This window comes from Streptomyces sp. NBC_00996 (assembly GCF_045162675.1).
In the GTDB taxonomy this organism is placed as follows: domain Bacteria; phylum Actinomycetota; class Actinomycetes; order Streptomycetales; family Streptomycetaceae; genus Streptomyces.
In genome coordinates, this window is record NZ_CP108723.1 from 3553151 (window position 1) to 3570284 (window position 17134).

Consider the following 17134-nt stretch of genomic DNA (forward strand, 5'->3'; position numbering starts at 1 on the left):
GAGAGGGCCATAAGGCACCGAGGCAGCACGAAGCCCCTGGTTCCCGTGGAGGGAACCAGGGGCTTGCGCACACGAAGTCGCGCGAACAGCCGGGCCGGCAGTCGGGTCAGCAGCCGATCAGACGCGCGGCCAGGTAGCCCTCGATCTGGTCCAGCGACACGCGCTCCTGCTTCATCGAGTCGCGCTCGCGCACCGTGACGGCGTTGTCCTCGAGCGTGTCGAAGTCGACCGTGACGCAGAACGGCGTACCGATCTCGTCCTGGCGGCGGTAGCGGCGGCCGATGGCGCCGGCGTCGTCGAACTCGATGTTCCAGTGCTGGCGCAGGGCGGTGGCCAGGCCCTTGGCCTTGGGCGACAGCTCGGGGTTACGGGAGAGCGGCAGGACGGCGACCTTGACGGGCGACAGGCGCGGGTCGAGGCGCAGCACCGTGCGCTTCTCCATCTTGCCCTTGGCGTTGGGGGCCTCGTCCTCGACGTAGGCGTCCAGGAGGAACGCCAGCATCGCGCGGCCGACACCGGCGGCGGGCTCGATGACGTACGGAGTCCAGCGCTCGCCGGCCTCCTGGTCGAAGTAGGAGAGGTCCTGGCCGGAGGCCTTGGAGTGCGCGGAGAGGTCGTAGTCCGTGCGGTTGGCGACGCCCTCCAGCTCACCCCACTCGTTGCCGCCGAAGCTGAAGCGGTACTCGATGTCGGCGGTGCGCTTGGAGTAGTGCGAGAGCTTCTCGGCCGGGTGCTCGTACCAGCGCATGTTCTCCTCGCGCAGGCCGAGGCCGGTGTACCAGTTCCAGCGCTCCTGCATCCAGTACTCCTGCCACTTCTCGTCCTCGCCCGGCTTGACGAAGAACTCCATCTCCATCTGCTCGAACTCGCGGGTGCGGAAGATGAAGTTGCCGGGCGTGATCTCGTTGCGGAAGGACTTGCCCATCTGGGCGATACCGAACGGCGGCTTGCGGCGCGAGGTGGTCTGCACCTGGGAGAAGTTGGTGAAGATGCCCTGCGCGGTCTCGGGGCGCAGGTAGGCGATGGAGCCGCTGTCCTGCGTGGGGCCGAGGTGGGTGGAGAGCAGGCCGGAGAACTGCTTGGGCTCGGTGAACTGGCCCTTGTTGCCGCAGTTGGGGCAGTTGATGTCCGCGAGACCACTCTCCGGGGGGCGGCCGTGCTTCGCCTCGTAGGCCTCCTCCAGGTGGTCGGCGCGGTAGCGCTTGTGGCAGGAGGTGCACTCGGTGAGCGGGTCGGTGAAGGTGGCGACGTGACCCGACGCGACCCAGACCTCGGTGGCAAGGATCACCGACGAGTCGATACCGACGACGTCCTCACGGGAGGTGACCATGTAACGCCACCACTGGCGCTTGATGTTCTCCTTGAGTTCGACGCCGAGCGGGCCGTAGTCCCAGGCGGCCTTCTGACCGCCGTAGATCTCACTACAGGGGAAAACGAAGCCACGGCGCTTGCTCAGGCTGACGATGGTGTCGATCTTGTCGGCGGCCACGGTGCTCTCTTCATTACGAACGGACGAATAGGTAGGTGCGGCGCGCAGCGCCTCGGTGAGGGGTGGTGGTCGGGAGACGGGCGGGCGAATGCTTCAGGTTACCGGCGGGGCCCACCCCCGTATCAAATCGGTTGGGCGCTGTGCCCGGAGTGCGGGCTTACCGACTGCTCACCCAAGGGCTTGTTGACAATCGTTTCCAGATTTGTTGAAAATGAGTGTCATGAACGTACGACGACGCCTCATATCCGGGTCCGCGGTCGCTGCGGCCACCGCCCTCGGCCTCGGCACCCTCTCCGCCTGCTCGGGCTCCGCCGCGGCGGACGGCAAGAGCGGCGGCAAGCTCGACGTGGTGGCGTCGTTCTACCCCATGCAGTACCTCGCCGAACAGATCGGCGGGACGCATGTCAAGGTCACGAACCTGACCCAGCCCGGCCAGGAGCCGCACGACCTGGAGATCAGCGCCCGGCAGACCGCGCAGCTCCAGGAGGCGGACGCCGTCCTCTATCTCAAGAACCTGCAGCCGGCCGTGGACGACGCCGTGGCGCAGTCCGAGGTCAAGACCAAGATCGACGCCGCGTCGCTGACCACGCTGGAGAAGCACGGCAACGAGGTCGGCGGGCACGCGGCCGCCCACGACGACACCGAGGGCGAGGAGAGCGGCGGCACCGACCCGCACATCTGGCTCGACCCGGTCCGGTACGCCGAGGTCGCCCAGGGTGTCGGCAAGGCCCTGGAGAAGGAAGACCCGGACCACGCGGCCGACTACCGGAAGAACACCGAAGCGCTGGTCAAGAAGCTGGACGCCCTCAACACCCAGTACAAGGACGGGCTGGCGAACACCAAGACCAAGGTCTTCATCACCACACACGCCGCCTTCGGCTACCTCGCCGAGCGCTACGGCCTCACCGAGGAGGCCATCAACGGCCTGGACCCGGAGTCGGAGCCCAGCGCGAACCGGGTGAAGGACCTTGAGAAGATGGCGAAGGCCGACGGCGTCTCCACGGTCTTCTACGAAACGCTCGTCAGCGACAAGACCGCCAAGACCATCGCCCAGGACGCGGGCCTGGGGACCGACGTCCTCGACCCGATCGAGGGCATCACCGACAAGTCCGAGGGCAGCGACTACCTGCAGGTCATGGGGTCGAACCTGAAGGCTCTGCAGACGGCTCTGGGCGCCGAGTGATCACCGTGGAGGACCCTGTGAGCGAGCCCGTCATATCCCTGCGCGGGGTGACCGCCGAGCTGGGCTCGCGCCCGGTCCTACGGGGCATCGACCTCGGCGTGCACCGCGGTGAGGTCGTCGCGCTGCTCGGTGCCAACGGCTCCGGCAAGTCGACCGCCGTCCGCAGTGTCATCGGCCAAGTCGCCATCAGCGGCGGGGAGATCGAGATCTTCGGCACCCCGCGGCGCCGCTTCCGGGACTGGCACCGCGTGGGATACGTGCCGCAGCGCACGACCGCCGCCGGTGGGGTGCCCGCCACGGTGACCGAGATCGTCTCCTCCGGGCGGCTGTCCCGTGCCCGCTTCGGCATGCTGCGCAAGGCCGACCACGAGGCCGTACGACGGGCCCTGGAGCTCGTCGGGATGGCGGACCGCGCCAAGGACTCGGTGAACGCGCTGTCGGGCGGCCAGCACCAGCGCGTGCTGATCGCCCGTGCACTCGCCTCCGAACCCGAGTTGCTGATCATGGACGAGCCGATGGCGGGCGTCGACCTGGCCAGTCAGGAGGTGCTGGCGGCGACCCTGCGCGAGCAGGTCGCCCAGGGCACCTCCGTGCTGCTCGTCCTGCACGAGCTGGGCCCCCTGGAGCCGCTGATCGACCGCGCGGTCGTGCTGCGCGACGGCTGCGTCCTGCACGACGGCCCGCCCCCGCAGGCGGTCGGCCAGCACGCGCTGCCCGGCCACGACCACGTACACCCGCACGCGGCTCACGATGCCGAACCGATCCGGACGGGACTGCTGAGCTGATGGACATCCTCGACTACGCCTTCATGCAGCGGGCCCTGCTCGCCGCCGTCCTCGTGGGCATCACCGCGCCCGCCGTCGGCATCTACCTCGTGCAGCGCCGCCAGGCCCTCATGGGCGACGGAATCGGCCACGTCGCGATGACGGGAGTCGGCCTCGGCTTCCTGCTCTCCACCAATCCCGTGTGGATGGCTACGGCCGTCTCGGTCCTCGGCGCCGTCCTCATGGAGCTGATCCGCTGGTACGGCAAGACGCGCGGCGACATCGCCCTGGCCATGCTCTTCTACGGCGGTATGGCGGGCGGCGTGATGTTCATCAACCTCGCGCCGGGCGGTTCGAACGCCAACCTGACCTCGTACCTCTTCGGCTCGCTGTCCACCGTCTCCGAGTCCGATGTGACGGCGATCTGTCTGCTGGCCGCCTTCGTCGTCCTCGTCACCCTGGGCCTGCGCCGACAGCTGTTCGCGGTCAGCCAGGACGAGGAGTTCGCCCGGGTGACGGGACTGCCGGTGCGCGCCCTGAACCTGCTCACCGCCGTCACGGCGGCAGTCACGGTGACGGTCGCGATGCGGGTCGTCGGCCTGCTGCTGGTGAGCGCGCTGATGGTGGTCCCGGTGGCCGCGGCGCAGCAGCTCAGCCGCAGCTTCGCCGCCACCTTCGCGATCGCGGTGGCCATCGGCGTGAGCGTGACCATCGGCGGCACCGTGACGTCGTACTACCAGGACGTGCCGCCCGGCGCGACGATCGTGCTGCTGACCATTGGCGCGTTCATTGCGCTGACGGCGCTGGCGACCCCGCTGGCCCGGCGCCGGGCCCGGGCGCTCGCCGCCGCGCAGGCCGCCGGAGACCCGGCAGAGTGCGCGATTCCGGCCACGCGTGGCCAGGAGACGAAGGTCGGCGTCTGACTACGCACAGTCCGGACTGGCACAATGGCCGGGCAAGGGCAGACGTGAGGAGGCAACGGTGACAACCGCTGGATCGCCCGTACGGGGCCGTTCCACCCGGCAGCGTGCCGCCGTGGCGGCGGCGCTCGACGAGGTGGACGAGTTCCGCAGTGCGCAGGAGCTCCACGACATGCTCAAGCACAAGGGCGACTCGGTCGGGCTCACCACCGTGTACCGCACGCTGCAGTCCCTCGCCGATGCCGGCGAGGTCGACGTCCTGCGCACCTCCGACGGCGAGTCCGTCTACCGCCGCTGCTCCACCGGCGAGCACCACCACCACCTCGTCTGCCGCGTCTGCGGCAAGGCCGTCGAGGTCGAGGGCCCGGCCGTCGAGAAGTGGGCGGAGGCCATCGCGTCGGAGCACGGGTATGTGAACGTGGCGCACACGGTGGAGATCTTCGGCACGTGCGCGGAGTGCGCGGCCGCGAAGGGCTGACGCGACCGCCACAGCCGTGGCCGCCGCCATGGCTGTGGGCATGCATGCCGCCGCCCCCGCCCGCGTAGCTATGGGCATGCGTGCCGCTCGGGGCGGCACGGGTGGGCACAGCGGCACCTCGTTCGCGCCGAGTTGCGCACCCGGCCCCGAGTCCAGCCCCGTTGCCGGGAACCCTTTGTCGCAACGGCACCCGGCGTTGATGGCTGTGCCCCCGTCCCGCAAGGCGGGACGGGGGCACAGCGGTAGCCGCCGGTACCGGCGGCGGTGGCGGTGGCCGCCGACGTCAATTGCCCTCGGGCCGGCCCTTCATGGCCTCCTCCATCGCCAGCAGCTGCTCGTTCGGAACCGCTCCGCCGAAGCGCCGGTCGCGCGAGGCGAACTCGACGCACGCCCGCCACAGGTCGCGGCGGTCGAAGTCCGGCCACAGCACGTTCTGGAAGACCATCTCGGCGTAGGCGCTCTGCCAGAGCAGGTAGTTGGAGGTGCGCTGCTCGCCGCTCGGCCGCAGGAACAGGTCCACGTCCGGCATGTCGGGGTAGTAGAGGTACTTCGCGAAGGTCTTCTCGTTGACCTTCGACGGGTCGAGCCGCCCGGCCTTCACGTCCTCCGCCAGGGCCAGCGCGGCGTCGGCGATCTCGGCGCGACCGCCGTAGTTCATGCAGAAGTACAGCGTCAGCCGGTCGTTGTCCTTGGTCTGCTCCTGAGCGACCTGGAGCTCCTTGGCCACCGACTTCCACAGTTTGGGCATCCGGCCCACCCAGCGGACCCGGATGCCGAGTTCGTCGAGCTGGTCGCGGGTCTTGCGGATGAAGTCGCGGTTGAAGTTCATCAGGAAGCGCACCTCGTCGGGCGAGCGCTTCCAGTTCTCGGTGGAGAAGGCGTACAGCGAGATGGCGCCGACCCCCATCTCGATCGCGCCCTGCAGCACGTCGAGGACGCGCTCGGCGCCGACCTTGTGCCCCTCGGTACGCGGCAGCCCGCGGTCCTTGGCCCAGCGTCCGTTGCCGTCCATGACGATCGCCACATGGTTGGGCACCAGCTCACCGGGGAGCTTCGGCGCGCGGGCACCGGACGGGTGCGGTTCCGGCTTCCTGTACTCGCGGCGCTGGCGTCCCAGGATCCCGCGTACGACCATGTGCTTCTCGTCTCCCCTACTTGCTTGCCCTTGTGGCGCTTGCTTCGGTGCTTACTTCTCTACGTAACGCAAGGAGCGCAGTCCGCGCTCCAGATGCCAGTGCAGATAGGCCGACACCAGCCCGCTGCCCTCCCTGACATACCGCGGCTCGCACGCGTCCGCGGTCTCCCAGTCTCCCGTCAGCAGCGCGCCGAGCACTTCGAGGGCCTGCGCCGAGGGTACGACGCTGCCGGGCACCCGGCAGTCGACGCAGACGGAACCTCCCGCCGCGACCGAGAAGAACCGGTTCGGTCCGGGCATCCCGCACTTCGCGCAGGCGCTGAAGCTGGGCGCGTAGCCGTTCACGGCGAGGGAGCGGAGCAGGAAGGCGTCGAGGACGAGGTGCGGTTCGTGCTCGCCGCGGGCGAGGGTGCGGAGCCCGCCGACCAGCAGCAGATACTGCTGCACGGCGGGCTCCCCCTCGTGATCGGTGAACCGCTCGGCGGTCTCCAGCATGGCCGTCCCGGCGGTGTACCGCGCGTAGTCGGTGACGATCCCGCCACCGTACGGAGCGATCGTCTCGCTCTGCGTGCACAGCGGCAGTCCGCGCCCGACCAGCTCGCTCCCCCGCGCGAAGAACTGCACGTCCACATGCGAGAAGGGTTCGAGCCGCGCCCCGAACTTCGACTTGGTGCGCCGGACGCCGCGCGCTACGGCGCGTACGCGGCCGTGACCGCGGGTGAGCAGCGTGATGATCCGGTCCGCCTCACCCAGCTTCTGGGTGCGCAGCACGATGCCGTCGTCGCGGAACAGACTCATGGGCCCATTCTCGCGTACGGAGTCAGCGTGCGTGGTCGGGGTGGCTGATCGCCTCCCACGGCGCCATGTTCCAGGGGCTCGCCCGGTTCGCCGGGTCCAGAAGGGACTTCAGATGTGCGTCGGACACGGCCTGCGGGGCGGGGAAGTTCGCGTCCGGCGTGCCCTGCAGGTTGTCCCGCCAGACCATCCGGCCCAGCAGATAGTGCTCGGCGTACTCGTTCCAGGAGGCGTACGACCGCACCACCGCCGGCACGATGTTCTTGAGCGCGGTCCACGCCTCGGCCTCGCTCAGCATCCCGCAGGCGAAGCCCCTGCGGGAGATGTCCACATACAGCCCGGCGTCCCAGGCCAGTGGTTCGACGCCGAGCCGCAGCCGCGCCCGGGTGCGGTAACCGGTCCGCGCGAGGCCGTCGAGCCGGCCGACCAGAGCGTCACGCGAGGTGATTTCCCACTGTTCGGCCAGCCACCGCCGGGCCTTCTCGTCGTCGATGCGGGTGAACGGGTACAGGGTCGTCCGTGACGCGTCCCGGTCCCGGTTCACCGGCGCACTGAGCGACACCATCCACAGCTGGTGCGTGGTGAGGGGAACGGGATACTTGCTCGCAGCCTTCGGCTTGCGACGGTTCCATATCGCCATGGCGCCGCACCCTATGCCACGCCGTTCCTCAGGGGATCAGGACACTTCCCCCTTCGGGCCTCTTCAAGGGACCTCCCCCCGACTGCGTGCATTCGCGTACGCGGTCGCCGCACTGAGTCGTTCCGCCGCGGTGGCTCGCCGGAGGGCGTCCGGTTCGCAGTCCCACTCCTTGCCGCCGCCGTACGGTCTCAGCTGTACATACGGTCCCTCGTGCCCCATGACCATCCCCACCTTCCCTGTGTGCGTGTCCACGGCGTAGGAGCCGATCGGCGGCAGCTTCACCGCAGGGCCGCCGCGAGCCGGGCGGCGGCCTCGACGGAACAGTCGCCCCATTCGACCGGCGGACAAGGTGCCTCGCGCGCCAAAGTCGCCGGGTCGATCCGCAGTGACGGCAACGTAATTCCGGCGTCGGCGAGCGCCGCCCGCAATTCCTTCACTGTTTCCTCCGCCTCTTCGACGCACAGCGCCGAGTGTCGTCCCCCGAGTGGTGCGTGTTGTTCCCTCACCGTGCTCCCCCGTCCCTTTGGGTTTCACGCTTTGCGTCTCCATCGTGACGCTCTGCATCTACACTCGACAGGAGTCTGTCCTCTACAAGTGCGGCGCAGCACAAGAGGGTTGGCCTATGGCCAACGGTTCGCGGCAGGCGGCGTGGGAGTTCTTCGGGGCCGAGCTGAAGCGACGCCGCGAGGAAGCCGGTTTCACTCGCTCATCGCCGCCGGGGAAAACCATGACCGCCTCACCATCGAGGCGTCCTTCGCCGCCCTCTACGGCGTGAGCCCGGTCGAGCACCCTTCCGGAAAGAGCCGACATCGCCGCCTCAATCACGGCGTCAGCCGCCAGGGGAACGCGGCGCTCTACCGCATCGTGCCCACACGCCTACGGCGAGAAGAGCGAACCCCGGCACCACCTCGAACGACGCACTGCGGAAGGCAAGACCAAACGAGAGGTCATCCGGTGTCTCAAGCGCTACGTGGCATGGGAGATCCACCACTGCATCCGCGCCGCACCACTGCCCCAGCCGAAGACCGGAACCGGTTGACACAACGTAGGGGCATCAATCTCAACGTCCATCTCACGGCCGGGATACGGCAGTTCATCGCCGGGCGGGACCGGCTGACCGTCTACCAGCTGCCCTCCCACGCACCCGACCTCGACCCGGTCGAGTGCATCTGGTGGCTGCTGCGGCGTGGCCACAACGACGACGACAACCCGAGTTCACGTTCAGTAAGTCGTAGAGGTCGAACCGCGACAGGTCGCCGCCGACTGCTCCGTGCCGCCGATGTGATTGGAGTTGAGAGCGTTCCACAGATCGCCGGCCTGACCGCCGAGCAGCTTGTGGGCTCCACGGAGTACGAAGCCGGCGCTGGAGCGGATGCCGGCACTGCCGTTGGACCTGCCACACGACCTGCCACAGACAGCATCGTCACCACCCCGTCGCGAACCGGCAGGGTGGTGACGTTTGCTCACGAGTCGTCGCGGCCTTCTGCGACGGCGAGTTCGACCTCGTAACCGCAAGCCTTGAACAGGGCTTCGCTGATCAGCGCGAGGTTCTCCCTGGAGATATTTTCACAGGTGTACCGAAGGGCGATCGGGAAATCCCCGTAAAGGCTCATGGCCACCAAAAGGATCGCAAGATCCTCACGCCACTCTCCGAATTCTCCGGAATCGACCGCCTCTTTTGTCCGGCGGACATCGAATCCCGCCCACACTTCGCCGTTCTCATCGACACCCCCTTGCGCAAGATTCCGCAGTTCGGGGCTGCCGAGCCAGGCTCCATGATGCTCCAGGAGCCAGACAGACGCGTCAAGGGACCACAGCCCGTCGGTGCCACGACGAAGTGCATCCGCGAACCGATCCGGGGAAAATAAGGAGAAATCAGGCATGACAGCAGTGTAGCCGGTCGGGCGGCATCCGAAGACCCGGCCGACCGGCCACCTGCGAGCTTTACAACCCTATTCTATTTCTCTTACTCCTCCATCCCGAAGAGGAACTGCATGATGCGCCTCCGGGACACGGTGGGAACTTCCCCGCCGAGCTCGGGGTTCGGGTTTCCTGCGATCGGCACACGGAAAGCGCCGTCCTTCCCGGCACCCGAGATCTGATATTCGACATACGGCCCTTCGTGGACCTTGTCCGCGCTGGCGCTCTCCGGATCGCCCGCCTCCATGAAGAGCATCACATTCGAATCTCCGGGCTTGAATATCCGCGTGCCACGTCCGCCCGTCGCGGAAGTCGGCTTCATCGGCGCGGTGGACATTCCCGCCTTTTCCGCCAGCTCAAGGACGTACTCCTCGCTCTGGCCGCGAAGGTGCTCCGGGTCCATGAGCTTCTTCATCGCCTGGGCGGACGTCAGACCGGCGACCGAGCCGGCGGCGGCCATGGGTTCGAGGCGATTACCCAGTCCGGTATCGACTGTGCGGAGGCCGAAGTCCTGCAGCGATGTCGCGTTCATTCGCGCCGCAGGGCACTCGCTCTTCTTCACCTTTCCGCAGCACGTGCCCCAGAACAGCTCGCTCATCGCGGCCAGTCCCTCGCGCGTTTTCTGCTCCGTTGGCGAAGAAGCTGCTGTGCGACCGCACCTCGTCGAGCGCGTCATTCCATGCCTTCTGCCCCTTGTCCGACAAATACGTGGGGGTTTCCGACTGGATCGAGAGGTTGATTCCCTCCGCTTCCTCGTGCTTGATCATCGGGGTTTCGCGGTAGACGCCACCGCACATACCCGTGACGTCGCAGCTGGTGTGTCCGTCGAGCTCGATGAAGCTCGTGGGATTGCCGCCTCCGAACGCGTACCGGTTACCGGTGTACGGGTCGACCCCGAGCCCCATGTCCGCGAGCGCCCCGTTGTACATGTCCCGGGTGGTGAAGCGGTTCAGGCCCGGGCTGTAGTCGCGGAAGCCCATGTCGTACGTGCCGGACTGGGCGTCCCAGCGCTCGGCGTTGAAGCGGTACGGGTTGTACGCCTCCTTCGTCGGGTTCGCGACGTCCGGCTTGTCGATGCCGGTGAACTCGGACGCGTCGTCCTTGCCGTAGGCCGTGTAACCGTACGTGGCCTGGGTATCGCCGTTGTTGTCGGTCAGGGTCTCGACGTCGGTGTGAGGGCGAGTCCGGGAGCGAAGCGTTTCTCGGCCTCGTCCGCCGCGATCCCGAGATACCCGGCGATCTCCTCCCAGGAGCTGCCGCGCTCGCGCTCGTAGACGACGGCCCACGCGAGCGTCCATTCGGCGGACTCGACGAGTTGCGCCGCCTCGCCGGCCCTGCCGCCCGGACCGCAGTACGTGTCGTGTCGCGTGACGACCAGCTCACGGGCGGAGCCGGCGACGCCCCTCGCGGCCTCGCTGAGCACGAGTCGGGCCAGCGCCTCTCGGGTGTAGGCACGGCGGTCGTCGTCGTACGGGGTCGTCTCGGAGCGCGTCACGCGGCTCAGGGTTCCATGGGCCCGCGCACTCGTCCCACCGACTTTCCGTCGGCGGCCTTCGCGTCCGCGCCGCTCATCGCGCTGCCGTGAAGCGGCGTACGTACCTTCGCTGCCACGGCGTCTCCACCGCGTGGCGGTCGTAGTGGCGGCGTACGAAGGTCACCGCCTCCTCGGGCGGGACCCCGTCGAGGACCGCGAGGCAGGCCAGGGCGGTGCCGGTGCGGCCGCGGCCGCCGGCGCAGGCGATCTCGACGCGGTGGGTGGGGGCTCGCTTCCAGGCCTCGGCGAGTACCGTGCGGGCCTCGCCCCGGTCGGCGGGCAGCCGGAAGTCCGGCCAGCGCAGCCAGTGGGTTTCCCATGGGGCTTCCGGGGGTTGCTTGCCCAGCAGATACACGGCGTACGTCGGTGCCGGGACGTCTTCCGGGAGCGGCCTGCGCAGGGCGCGGCCCCGCACCAGCCGCCCGGAGGGCAGACGCAGCACGCCCGCATCGTGCGGGTCCCATCTCTCAGCCATGGTTTGCGCCCCCTCCGCCCCTACCCGTCCCGTCCCTGGGGGCTGCGCCCCAGACCCCCGCCAAAAGACTGCGCAGTTCCCCGCGCCCCTAAAGACTGCGCAGTTCAGCTCACCCCTCGTGACTCCTGTGCCGCCCGTGCCTCGATTCCCCGGAAATGGTCCGCCATCGCCCGCTGTGCGCCCTCGACATCGCGGGCCCGCAGTGCGGTGACGATGTCGCGGTGGCGGCGGACGGTCACCTCGGGTGCCGGATCGTCGGTCCAGCCGCGTGCGCGGGCGACGCGGCGGAACACCGTCCAGAAGGCGCTGAGGAGCTGCGGCACGAAGGTGTTGCCGAGGGACGCGTACAGCAGCTCGTGGAACTCGCGGTCGAGTTCGGGGAAGGGACGCCCCGCGCGGCCCGCCGCCTCCATCTGGGACACGACGGATTCGAGGCGGTCGAGCTCCGCCTCGGAGAGCGTCGCCGCGACCCGGCGGATCAGCCCCTCTTCCAGGACCTCGCGGACCTGCAGTATCTCCGTCAACGCCCCCGTCTCGTCGTCCGGCTGGGCGAGCGTGCGGAAGGTGAGACCGTCGACGAGCGGGGTCAGGGAGGCCTGGCCGACATAGGTGCCGTAGCCGTGTCTGATCTCGACTATGTCCAGCGCCTGCAGGGCCTTGAGCGCCTCGCGGACGGAGTTCCGGCTCACGCCGAGGTCGGTCATCAGCTCGGTCTCGGTGGGCAGCGGCGCACCGGCCGGGAGCTTGCGGTCGAGGATCAGCTGCATGACCTCGCGCTGGATCTGGCTGCTCACCCGGCGCTCTGGCCGGCGCGGGAACCCGGTCTCCTCAGACATGCGCCGCATCGTACGCTCGCTGGACATCGGACGTCCCACCTCCGGGCTGATTAAACGTCAACTGCCGCCAACTACCTTGTCTCATACCGCCATTGGTCGCACCTGTGGAAGATACGCCATTCGTGTGCGATCCCTTGACCCCCTCCACGCCCCCTCTTATGGTCACGCTGCCCCCTATGACGTAGGACGTCGTATCTCCTACTCACTGGATCACTTCACTGGACCACTCCTTGCTGGAGGAACCGTGCGCGACGTGACCCACACTCCGGCGCTGCACCGCCGGTCGTTCCTGAAGTACACCGGCGCCCTCGGCGCGGCCGCCGCCCTCTCCTCGTCGCTGGCGGCCTGCTCGTCCGGGCCGGAGTCCACGAACGACACCGGAGGCGGAGGCGGAGGCAAGAACGCCACGCTGACGGCAGTCATCGGCTACGGGAACGACGGCAGCTGGGATCCGACACAGACCGCGTCCGCCTTCTGCATGGCCGCCAACAACCACATCTACGAGGGCCTGCTCGACACGGACCCGATCTCCCGTGAGCCGTACGCCGCGCTCGCCACCGAAGTGCCGTCCGATCTCAGCGGCACGTCCTGGAAGTTCACGCTGCGGGCGGGCGCCAAGTTCCACGACGGGAAGCCGGTCACCGCCGACGACGTGGTGTTCGTCTTCGACCGGATACTCGACCCGAAGACGCCGACCCTCGCCAAGGGCTTCTTCGCCGGCTGGCTGAAGGAGGTCAAGAAGATCGACGCCCAGAACGTCGAGCTGGTCCTCAAGTTCCCCTTCCCCGAGGGCATTTCGCGGCTGACCCTGGCCAAGATCATGCCGAAGCACATCTTCTCCCAGCCGGGGGCCTGGGACGACGCGATCAAGGGCAAGGCGGTCGGTTCGGGGCCCTACCGGCAGACCGCGCACCACCCGAAGTCGAACACCACCTTCGAGGCGTTCGCCGACTACAACGGGCCGCGCAAGCCGGCGTTCAAGAAGATGAACTGGCTGACCATAGTGGATGCCGCGCCCCGGGTCGCGAAGATCTCGGGTGCCAGCGCCGGCGCACAGATCGCCGACAACATCCCGTACGCCAACATCGAGCAGCTCAAGAAGGGCGGCATGACCGTCCAGGGCGGCGCGGGCATGAACAACCTCTTCCTCATGTTCAACACCCAGCACAAGCCCTTCGACGACGTACGCGTCCGGCAGGCGCTGCACTACGCCATCGACACCGGCAAGATGGTCGAGGTCGCCCTCAAGGGGCACGGAAAGCCGTCGAGTTCCTTCCTCAACGAGAGCAACCCGAGCTACCGCCCCGCGAAGACCGTCTACTCGTACGACCCCGAGAAGGCGAAGAAGCTCCTGAAGGAGGCCGGGGTCAAGGGGCTGAAGATCGAGATCCTGTCGGTGAACGTCAGCTGGATCGTCGACTGCCTGCCGACCATCAAGGCGTCCTGGGACGCGATCGGTGTCGAGACCACCCTGTCCCCGCAGGAGACGACCGCCGTCTTCACCAAGATGGACCAGAAGCAGGACTACCAGGTCGTCGCGGCCGCCTCGAACCCCAATCAGTTCGGTCTGGATGCCGACCTGATCATGCACTACAACTACGGGCCCGAGAACCTCTGGATGGGCTACGCCCGCTGGGCCGGCAACTCCGTGGCGAAGAAGCTCTTCAAGGACATGGACCAGGCGACGCAGGAGCCGGACGCCGACAAGAAGAAGGCGATGATCCAGGACTACATCGACATCGTCGCCGAAGAGGCCGTGCTCTACCCGGTCGTGCACAACGAGCTGATGACGGCATGGGACCCGAAGAAACTCGCGGGGATAAGGGCGCAGCCGTACCCGGGCATCAACCTGTTGCAAGCCAAGTGGGTCTAGGCGACAAAGGAGTTCGTACGTGGTCGCCATCGCCAGGATCCTGCTGCGCCGCGTCACGCTGCTCGTGCCGCTGATGCTCGGGATCGTCCTGTTCGTGTTCCTCGTGATGCGGTTCTCCGACGTCGATCCTGCGTCGGCGTTCTTCCAGGGCGCCAATCCGACCCCGCAGCAGCTGCACGACTTCCGGGAGCAGAACGGACTCCTCGACCCGCTGCCGGTGCGCTACTTCCACTTCGTCGGGGACCTGCTCCACGGCGACATGGGCACCAGCGCACTGACCCGGGGGTCGGTCCTCGACCAGGTCACCACCGCGCTGCCGCTCACGCTCCAGCTCACCTTCCTGGGGCTCGGCATCGCGGTGGTGCTCTCGCTGCTCGGCGGGGTCACCGCCGCGATCTACCGCGACCGGCTGCCGGATCAGATCATCCGGGTCGTCTCGCTCACGGGGGTCGCGGCGCCGGGCTTCTGGCTGGCGCTGCTGATGATCCAGTATCTGGCCGTCGACCAGGGGTGGTTCCCGACCGGCGGCTACATCAACCCGGCCGACTCACTGAGCGGCTGGCTGAAGACCATGGCCCTGCCCGCGCTCGCACTCTCCCTGCCGGTCGCCGCGCAGCTCACCCGGATCGTGCGGACCTCCGTGGTGGAGGAGCTGGACAAGGACTACGTACGGACGGCGATCGGGAGCGGTCTGCCGCCGCGGGTGGTGGTCGGGCGGAACGTGCTGCGCAACGCCCTGATCAACCCGCTCACCGTGCTGGGCCTGCGTGTGGGCTATCTGCTCGGCGGCGCGGTCGTCATCGAGACGATCTTCTCACTGCCGGGCATGGGCAAGCTGATGATCGACGCGGTGAAGAACGGCGACCCGGCGGTCGTGCAGGGCGTCGTGCTGACCACGGCCACCGGATTCGTGATCGTGAACCTCGTCATCGACATCCTGTATCTGCTGGTCAACCCACGCCTGAGGGAGGCCACCTGATGGCGCTGCCCGGGGGTGCGACCTGATGTCACTACAGAGGGATGCGACCTGATGTTCACGCGCAAGAGCCTCACCGAGGCCCTCTCCCGGCCCGGCGTCCGATTGCGTGGCCGGCGCCGACTGCCACTGCTGTCGAAGGTCGCCGTCTGTTTCCTGGCCGTGGTCGTGCTGGTGGCACTCTTGGCCCCGCTGCTCGCCCCGCACGACCCGCTCGACCAGCAGGCGCCCGTGGACGGCACCGGACACCCCTCCGCCGACCACTGGATGGGGCAGGACAGCCTCGGCCGGGACATCCTCAGCCGGCTGATGTACGGCGCCCGCTGGTCCCTCGCGATCGGCCTGGGCGCCACCGCACTCGCCCTCGTCGTGGGAGCGCTCCTCGGTGCGGTCGCGGCGACGTCCCGCAAGGCCGTCGACGAGACGCTGATGCGCTGCCTGGACGTGGTGATGGCGTTCCCCGGCATCGCGCTGGCCGCGGTCCTGGTGGCCGTTTTCGGCGGCGGCATCACGGTGCTGATCTGCGCGATCGCCTTCCTGTTCACGCCGCCGGTCGCCAGGGTCGTACGGGCCAACGTCCTCGACCAGTACGGCGAGGACTACGTGACCGCCGAGCACGTGATCGGCGCCCGCACCCCGCACATCGTCCTCAAGCACGTGGCCGTCAACTGCGCCGCCCCCGTGCTGGTGTTCTGCACCGTGCAGGTCGCGGAGGCCATCGTTTTCGAGGCGTCGCTGTCGTTCATCGGCGCGGGCGTACGGCCCCCGGACCCGTCCTGGGGCAGCGTCATCGCGGACGGCAAGAACATGGTGCTGACCGGCGGCTGGTGGGCCACGGTCTTCCCCGGCCTGCTGATGCTGATCACCGTACTGTCGCTGAACATCCTCTCCGAGGGCGTCTCGGACGCGTGGGCGGCACCCGCGGCCAGGGACGTGTCCGCGCCCGCGGCGGAGGACCGGCTGGAGGCCCCCGAGCCGGGCAGCGGCAAGGTCCTGGAACTGCCGGGCCTCGCCGAGGCGGCCGCGCGCCTGCGCGCACGGGCCCGCCCGCTGCCCTCCGGCCAGCCCGTACTCGCCGTCGAGAACCTGGCCATCGGCTTCGACGCCCGTCACAAAGGCGTGGACATCGTCGACGGCATCAGCTTCGAAGTGCAGCCGGGCGAAGTCCTCGGTCTGGTCGGCGAGTCCGGCTGCGGCAAGTCGCTGACCGCGCTCACGGTGATGGGCCTGGAGCCCAAGGGAGCCCGGGTCAGGGGCCATGTCCGGTTCGGCCAGCGGCAGTTGATCGGCGAGCCGATGCGCGTACGACGCCGGCTGCTGGGCCACGAGATGGCGATGATCTACCAGGACGCGCTGTCCTCCCTGAATCCGGCGATGACGATCAGGGCGCAGCTGAAACAGGTCGTACGCAGAGGTGGCAAACGCTCCCCGGCCGAGCTGCTGGAGTTGGTCGGCCTGGACCCCGACCGCACCCTGCGCAGCTACCCCCACGAGCTCTCCGGCGGCCAGCGCCAGCGCGTCCTGATCGCGATGGCCCTGTCCCGCAGCCCCAGGCTGATCGTCGCCGACGAACCGACCACGGCCCTCGATGTGACGGTGCAGGCGCAGGTCATAGAGCTGCTGCTGCGGCTGCGCGCGGAGATGGACTTCGCGCTGATCCTCGTCTCGCACGACCTGGCGCTCGTCTCGGCGGTCACCGACCGGGTGGTCGTCATGTACGGCGGCCAGATCGTCGAGACCGGGGTGACCGCCGACCTGGTGGAGGCCCCGGCCCACCACTACACACGCGGGCTGCTGGGCAGTGTGCTCTCGCTGGAGTCGGCGGCCGAGCGCATGACCCAGATCAAGGGGGTCGTGCCCTCCCCGGCCGACTTCCCGACCGGCTGCCGCTTCGCCGACCGCTGCCCGATGGCGAGCGAGGTGTGCCGTACGACGGTGCCGGACCTGGTGGGGACACGGACGCACACGGCGGCCTGCCACCACCCGGCCGCCGACCTGGGGTCCATGGCGAGGGAGAGCGGGGGCGCCGTCGCGCTGGCCGATCCCAACGGAAGCGAGGGGGCCGTCACGTGACCGCGCGGACAGGAGAAGGCCGAGGCCCGCAAGCGACCGCACC

Annotated in this window: 19 protein-coding genes and 2 pseudogenes; 9 read left to right on the plus strand and 12 right to left on the minus strand. The window is 68.5% G+C overall.

The genetic code is table 11. The annotated features are described in order from the left end of the window. Window positions 1-106: 106 nt before the first annotated feature. On the minus strand, window positions 107-1489 hold the full coding sequence (locus OG390_RS16720) for a glycine--tRNA ligase (RefSeq protein WP_406168740.1): 1383 nt from the start codon (window positions 1487-1489) through the stop codon (window positions 107-109). A gap of 220 nt (window positions 1490-1709) precedes the next feature. Between OG390_RS16720 and OG390_RS16725 the strand changes: the two genes are divergently transcribed. The 4 genes from OG390_RS16725 to OG390_RS16740 are packed head-to-tail and all read left to right on the plus strand — an operon-like array spanning window position 1710 to window position 4834. Beyond that, window positions 1710-2672 carry a metal ABC transporter substrate-binding protein gene (locus tag OG390_RS16725; RefSeq protein ID WP_406168741.1) on the plus strand — a complete coding sequence of 321 codons (963 nt, stop codon included), beginning with the start codon at window positions 1710-1712 and terminating at the stop codon, window positions 2670-2672. Window positions 2673-2689: 17 nt separating this feature from the next. Continuing rightward, window positions 2690-3457, plus strand: coding sequence for a metal ABC transporter ATP-binding protein (locus tag OG390_RS16730; RefSeq protein ID WP_406168743.1), 768 nt, complete (start codon window positions 2690-2692; stop codon window positions 3455-3457). Continuing rightward, window positions 3457-4359: a metal ABC transporter permease gene (locus tag OG390_RS16735; protein ID WP_406168745.1), complete on the plus strand. Its 903-nt coding sequence runs from the start codon at window positions 3457-3459 to the stop codon at window positions 4357-4359. Before OG390_RS16730 ends, OG390_RS16735 begins: the two co-directional genes overlap by 1 nt. A gap of 58 nt (window positions 4360-4417) precedes the next feature. After that, entirely contained in the window at window positions 4418-4834 is a 417-nt protein-coding gene (locus tag OG390_RS16740) for a Fur family transcriptional regulator (RefSeq protein ID WP_369246457.1), read from the plus strand. Between the two features lie 283 nt (window positions 4835-5117). Here the strand turns inward: OG390_RS16740 and OG390_RS16745 are convergent, their stop codons facing one another. From OG390_RS16745 to OG390_RS16765, 5 genes are all read right to left on the minus strand, one after another. Beyond that, complete coding sequence (locus OG390_RS16745) at window positions 5118-5969, minus strand: isoprenyl transferase (RefSeq protein WP_399074445.1); 852 nt, start codon at window positions 5967-5969, stop codon at window positions 5118-5120. A gap of 51 nt (window positions 5970-6020) precedes the next feature. Beyond that, window positions 6021-6767, minus strand: coding sequence for a DNA repair protein RecO (gene recO / locus OG390_RS16750; RefSeq protein ID WP_406168748.1), 747 nt, complete (start codon window positions 6765-6767; stop codon window positions 6021-6023). Window positions 6768-6789: 22 nt separating this feature from the next. Further along, window positions 6790-7404, minus strand: coding sequence for a DUF1266 domain-containing protein (locus tag OG390_RS16755; RefSeq protein WP_406168750.1), 615 nt, complete (start codon window positions 7402-7404; stop codon window positions 6790-6792). Window positions 7405-7467: 63 nt separating this feature from the next. Next, window positions 7468-7737, minus strand: coding sequence for a hypothetical protein (locus OG390_RS16760; protein ID WP_406168752.1), 270 nt, complete (start codon window positions 7735-7737; stop codon window positions 7468-7470). Further along, window positions 7683-7841 carry a hypothetical protein gene (locus OG390_RS16765; RefSeq protein ID WP_406177708.1) on the minus strand — a complete coding sequence of 53 codons (159 nt, stop codon included), beginning with the start codon at window positions 7839-7841 and terminating at the stop codon, window positions 7683-7685. Before OG390_RS16765 ends, OG390_RS16760 begins: the two co-directional genes overlap by 55 nt. 185 nt (window positions 7842-8026) lie before the next feature. Here OG390_RS16765 and OG390_RS16770 point away from each other — a divergent pair. After that, window positions 8027-8110 (plus strand): annotated as a pseudogene (locus OG390_RS16770) (transcriptional regulator); the annotation flags it as partial. A gap of 35 nt (window positions 8111-8145) precedes the next feature. Beyond that, window positions 8146-8913 (plus strand): transposase, encoded by a 768-nt coding sequence (locus OG390_RS16775; RefSeq protein WP_406177709.1) that lies wholly within the window; start codon window positions 8146-8148, stop codon window positions 8911-8913. Here OG390_RS16775 and OG390_RS16780 read toward each other — a convergent pair. From OG390_RS16780 to OG390_RS16805, 6 genes and pseudogenes are all read right to left on the minus strand, one after another. Further along, a complete protein-coding gene (locus tag OG390_RS16780) occupies window positions 8868-9287 on the minus strand; it encodes a hypothetical protein (protein WP_406168754.1) in 420 nt (139 codons plus the stop codon). The genes OG390_RS16775 and OG390_RS16780 overlap by 46 nt on opposite strands. A gap of 83 nt (window positions 9288-9370) precedes the next feature. After that, entirely contained in the window at window positions 9371-9784 is a 414-nt protein-coding gene (locus OG390_RS16785) for a hypothetical protein (protein ID WP_406168756.1), read from the minus strand. Window positions 9785-10121: 337 nt separating this feature from the next. Continuing rightward, window positions 10122-10499, minus strand: a pseudogene (locus OG390_RS16790) (RHS repeat-associated core domain-containing protein); the annotation flags it as partial. After that, a complete protein-coding gene (locus OG390_RS16795; RefSeq protein ID WP_406168758.1) occupies window positions 10478-10819 on the minus strand; it encodes a hypothetical protein in 342 nt (113 codons plus the stop codon). The gene OG390_RS16795 and the pseudogene OG390_RS16790, both read right to left, overlap by 22 nt. A 73-nt stretch (window positions 10820-10892) precedes the next feature. Next, window positions 10893-11333, minus strand: a complete 441-nt coding sequence (locus tag OG390_RS16800) for a protein-tyrosine phosphatase family protein (RefSeq protein WP_406168759.1) — start codon at window positions 11331-11333, stop codon at window positions 10893-10895. A gap of 104 nt (window positions 11334-11437) precedes the next feature. Continuing rightward, the gene (locus OG390_RS16805) at window positions 11438-12178 is read right to left on the minus strand and encodes a FadR/GntR family transcriptional regulator (RefSeq protein ID WP_406177711.1); all 741 of its coding nucleotides are present in this window, start codon (window positions 12176-12178) and stop codon (window positions 11438-11440) included. 235 nt (window positions 12179-12413) lie between these two features. Here OG390_RS16805 and OG390_RS16810 point away from each other — a divergent pair, with 235 nt between their 5' ends. From OG390_RS16810 to OG390_RS16820, 3 genes are read left to right on the plus strand one after another with little or no spacing between them, the layout of a single operon-like run. Continuing rightward, entirely contained in the window at window positions 12414-14042 is a 1629-nt protein-coding gene (locus tag OG390_RS16810) for an ABC transporter substrate-binding protein (RefSeq protein WP_406168761.1), read from the plus strand. A 19-nt stretch (window positions 14043-14061) separates the two neighbouring features. After that, complete coding sequence (locus OG390_RS16815; protein ID WP_406168763.1) at window positions 14062-15021, plus strand: ABC transporter permease; 960 nt, start codon at window positions 14062-14064, stop codon at window positions 15019-15021. A gap of 51 nt (window positions 15022-15072) precedes the next feature. After that, on the plus strand, window positions 15073-17091 hold the full coding sequence (locus tag OG390_RS16820; RefSeq protein ID WP_406168765.1) for a dipeptide/oligopeptide/nickel ABC transporter permease/ATP-binding protein: 2019 nt from the start codon (window positions 15073-15075) through the stop codon (window positions 17089-17091). The last annotated feature ends 43 nt before the right edge of the window (window positions 17092-17134 follow it).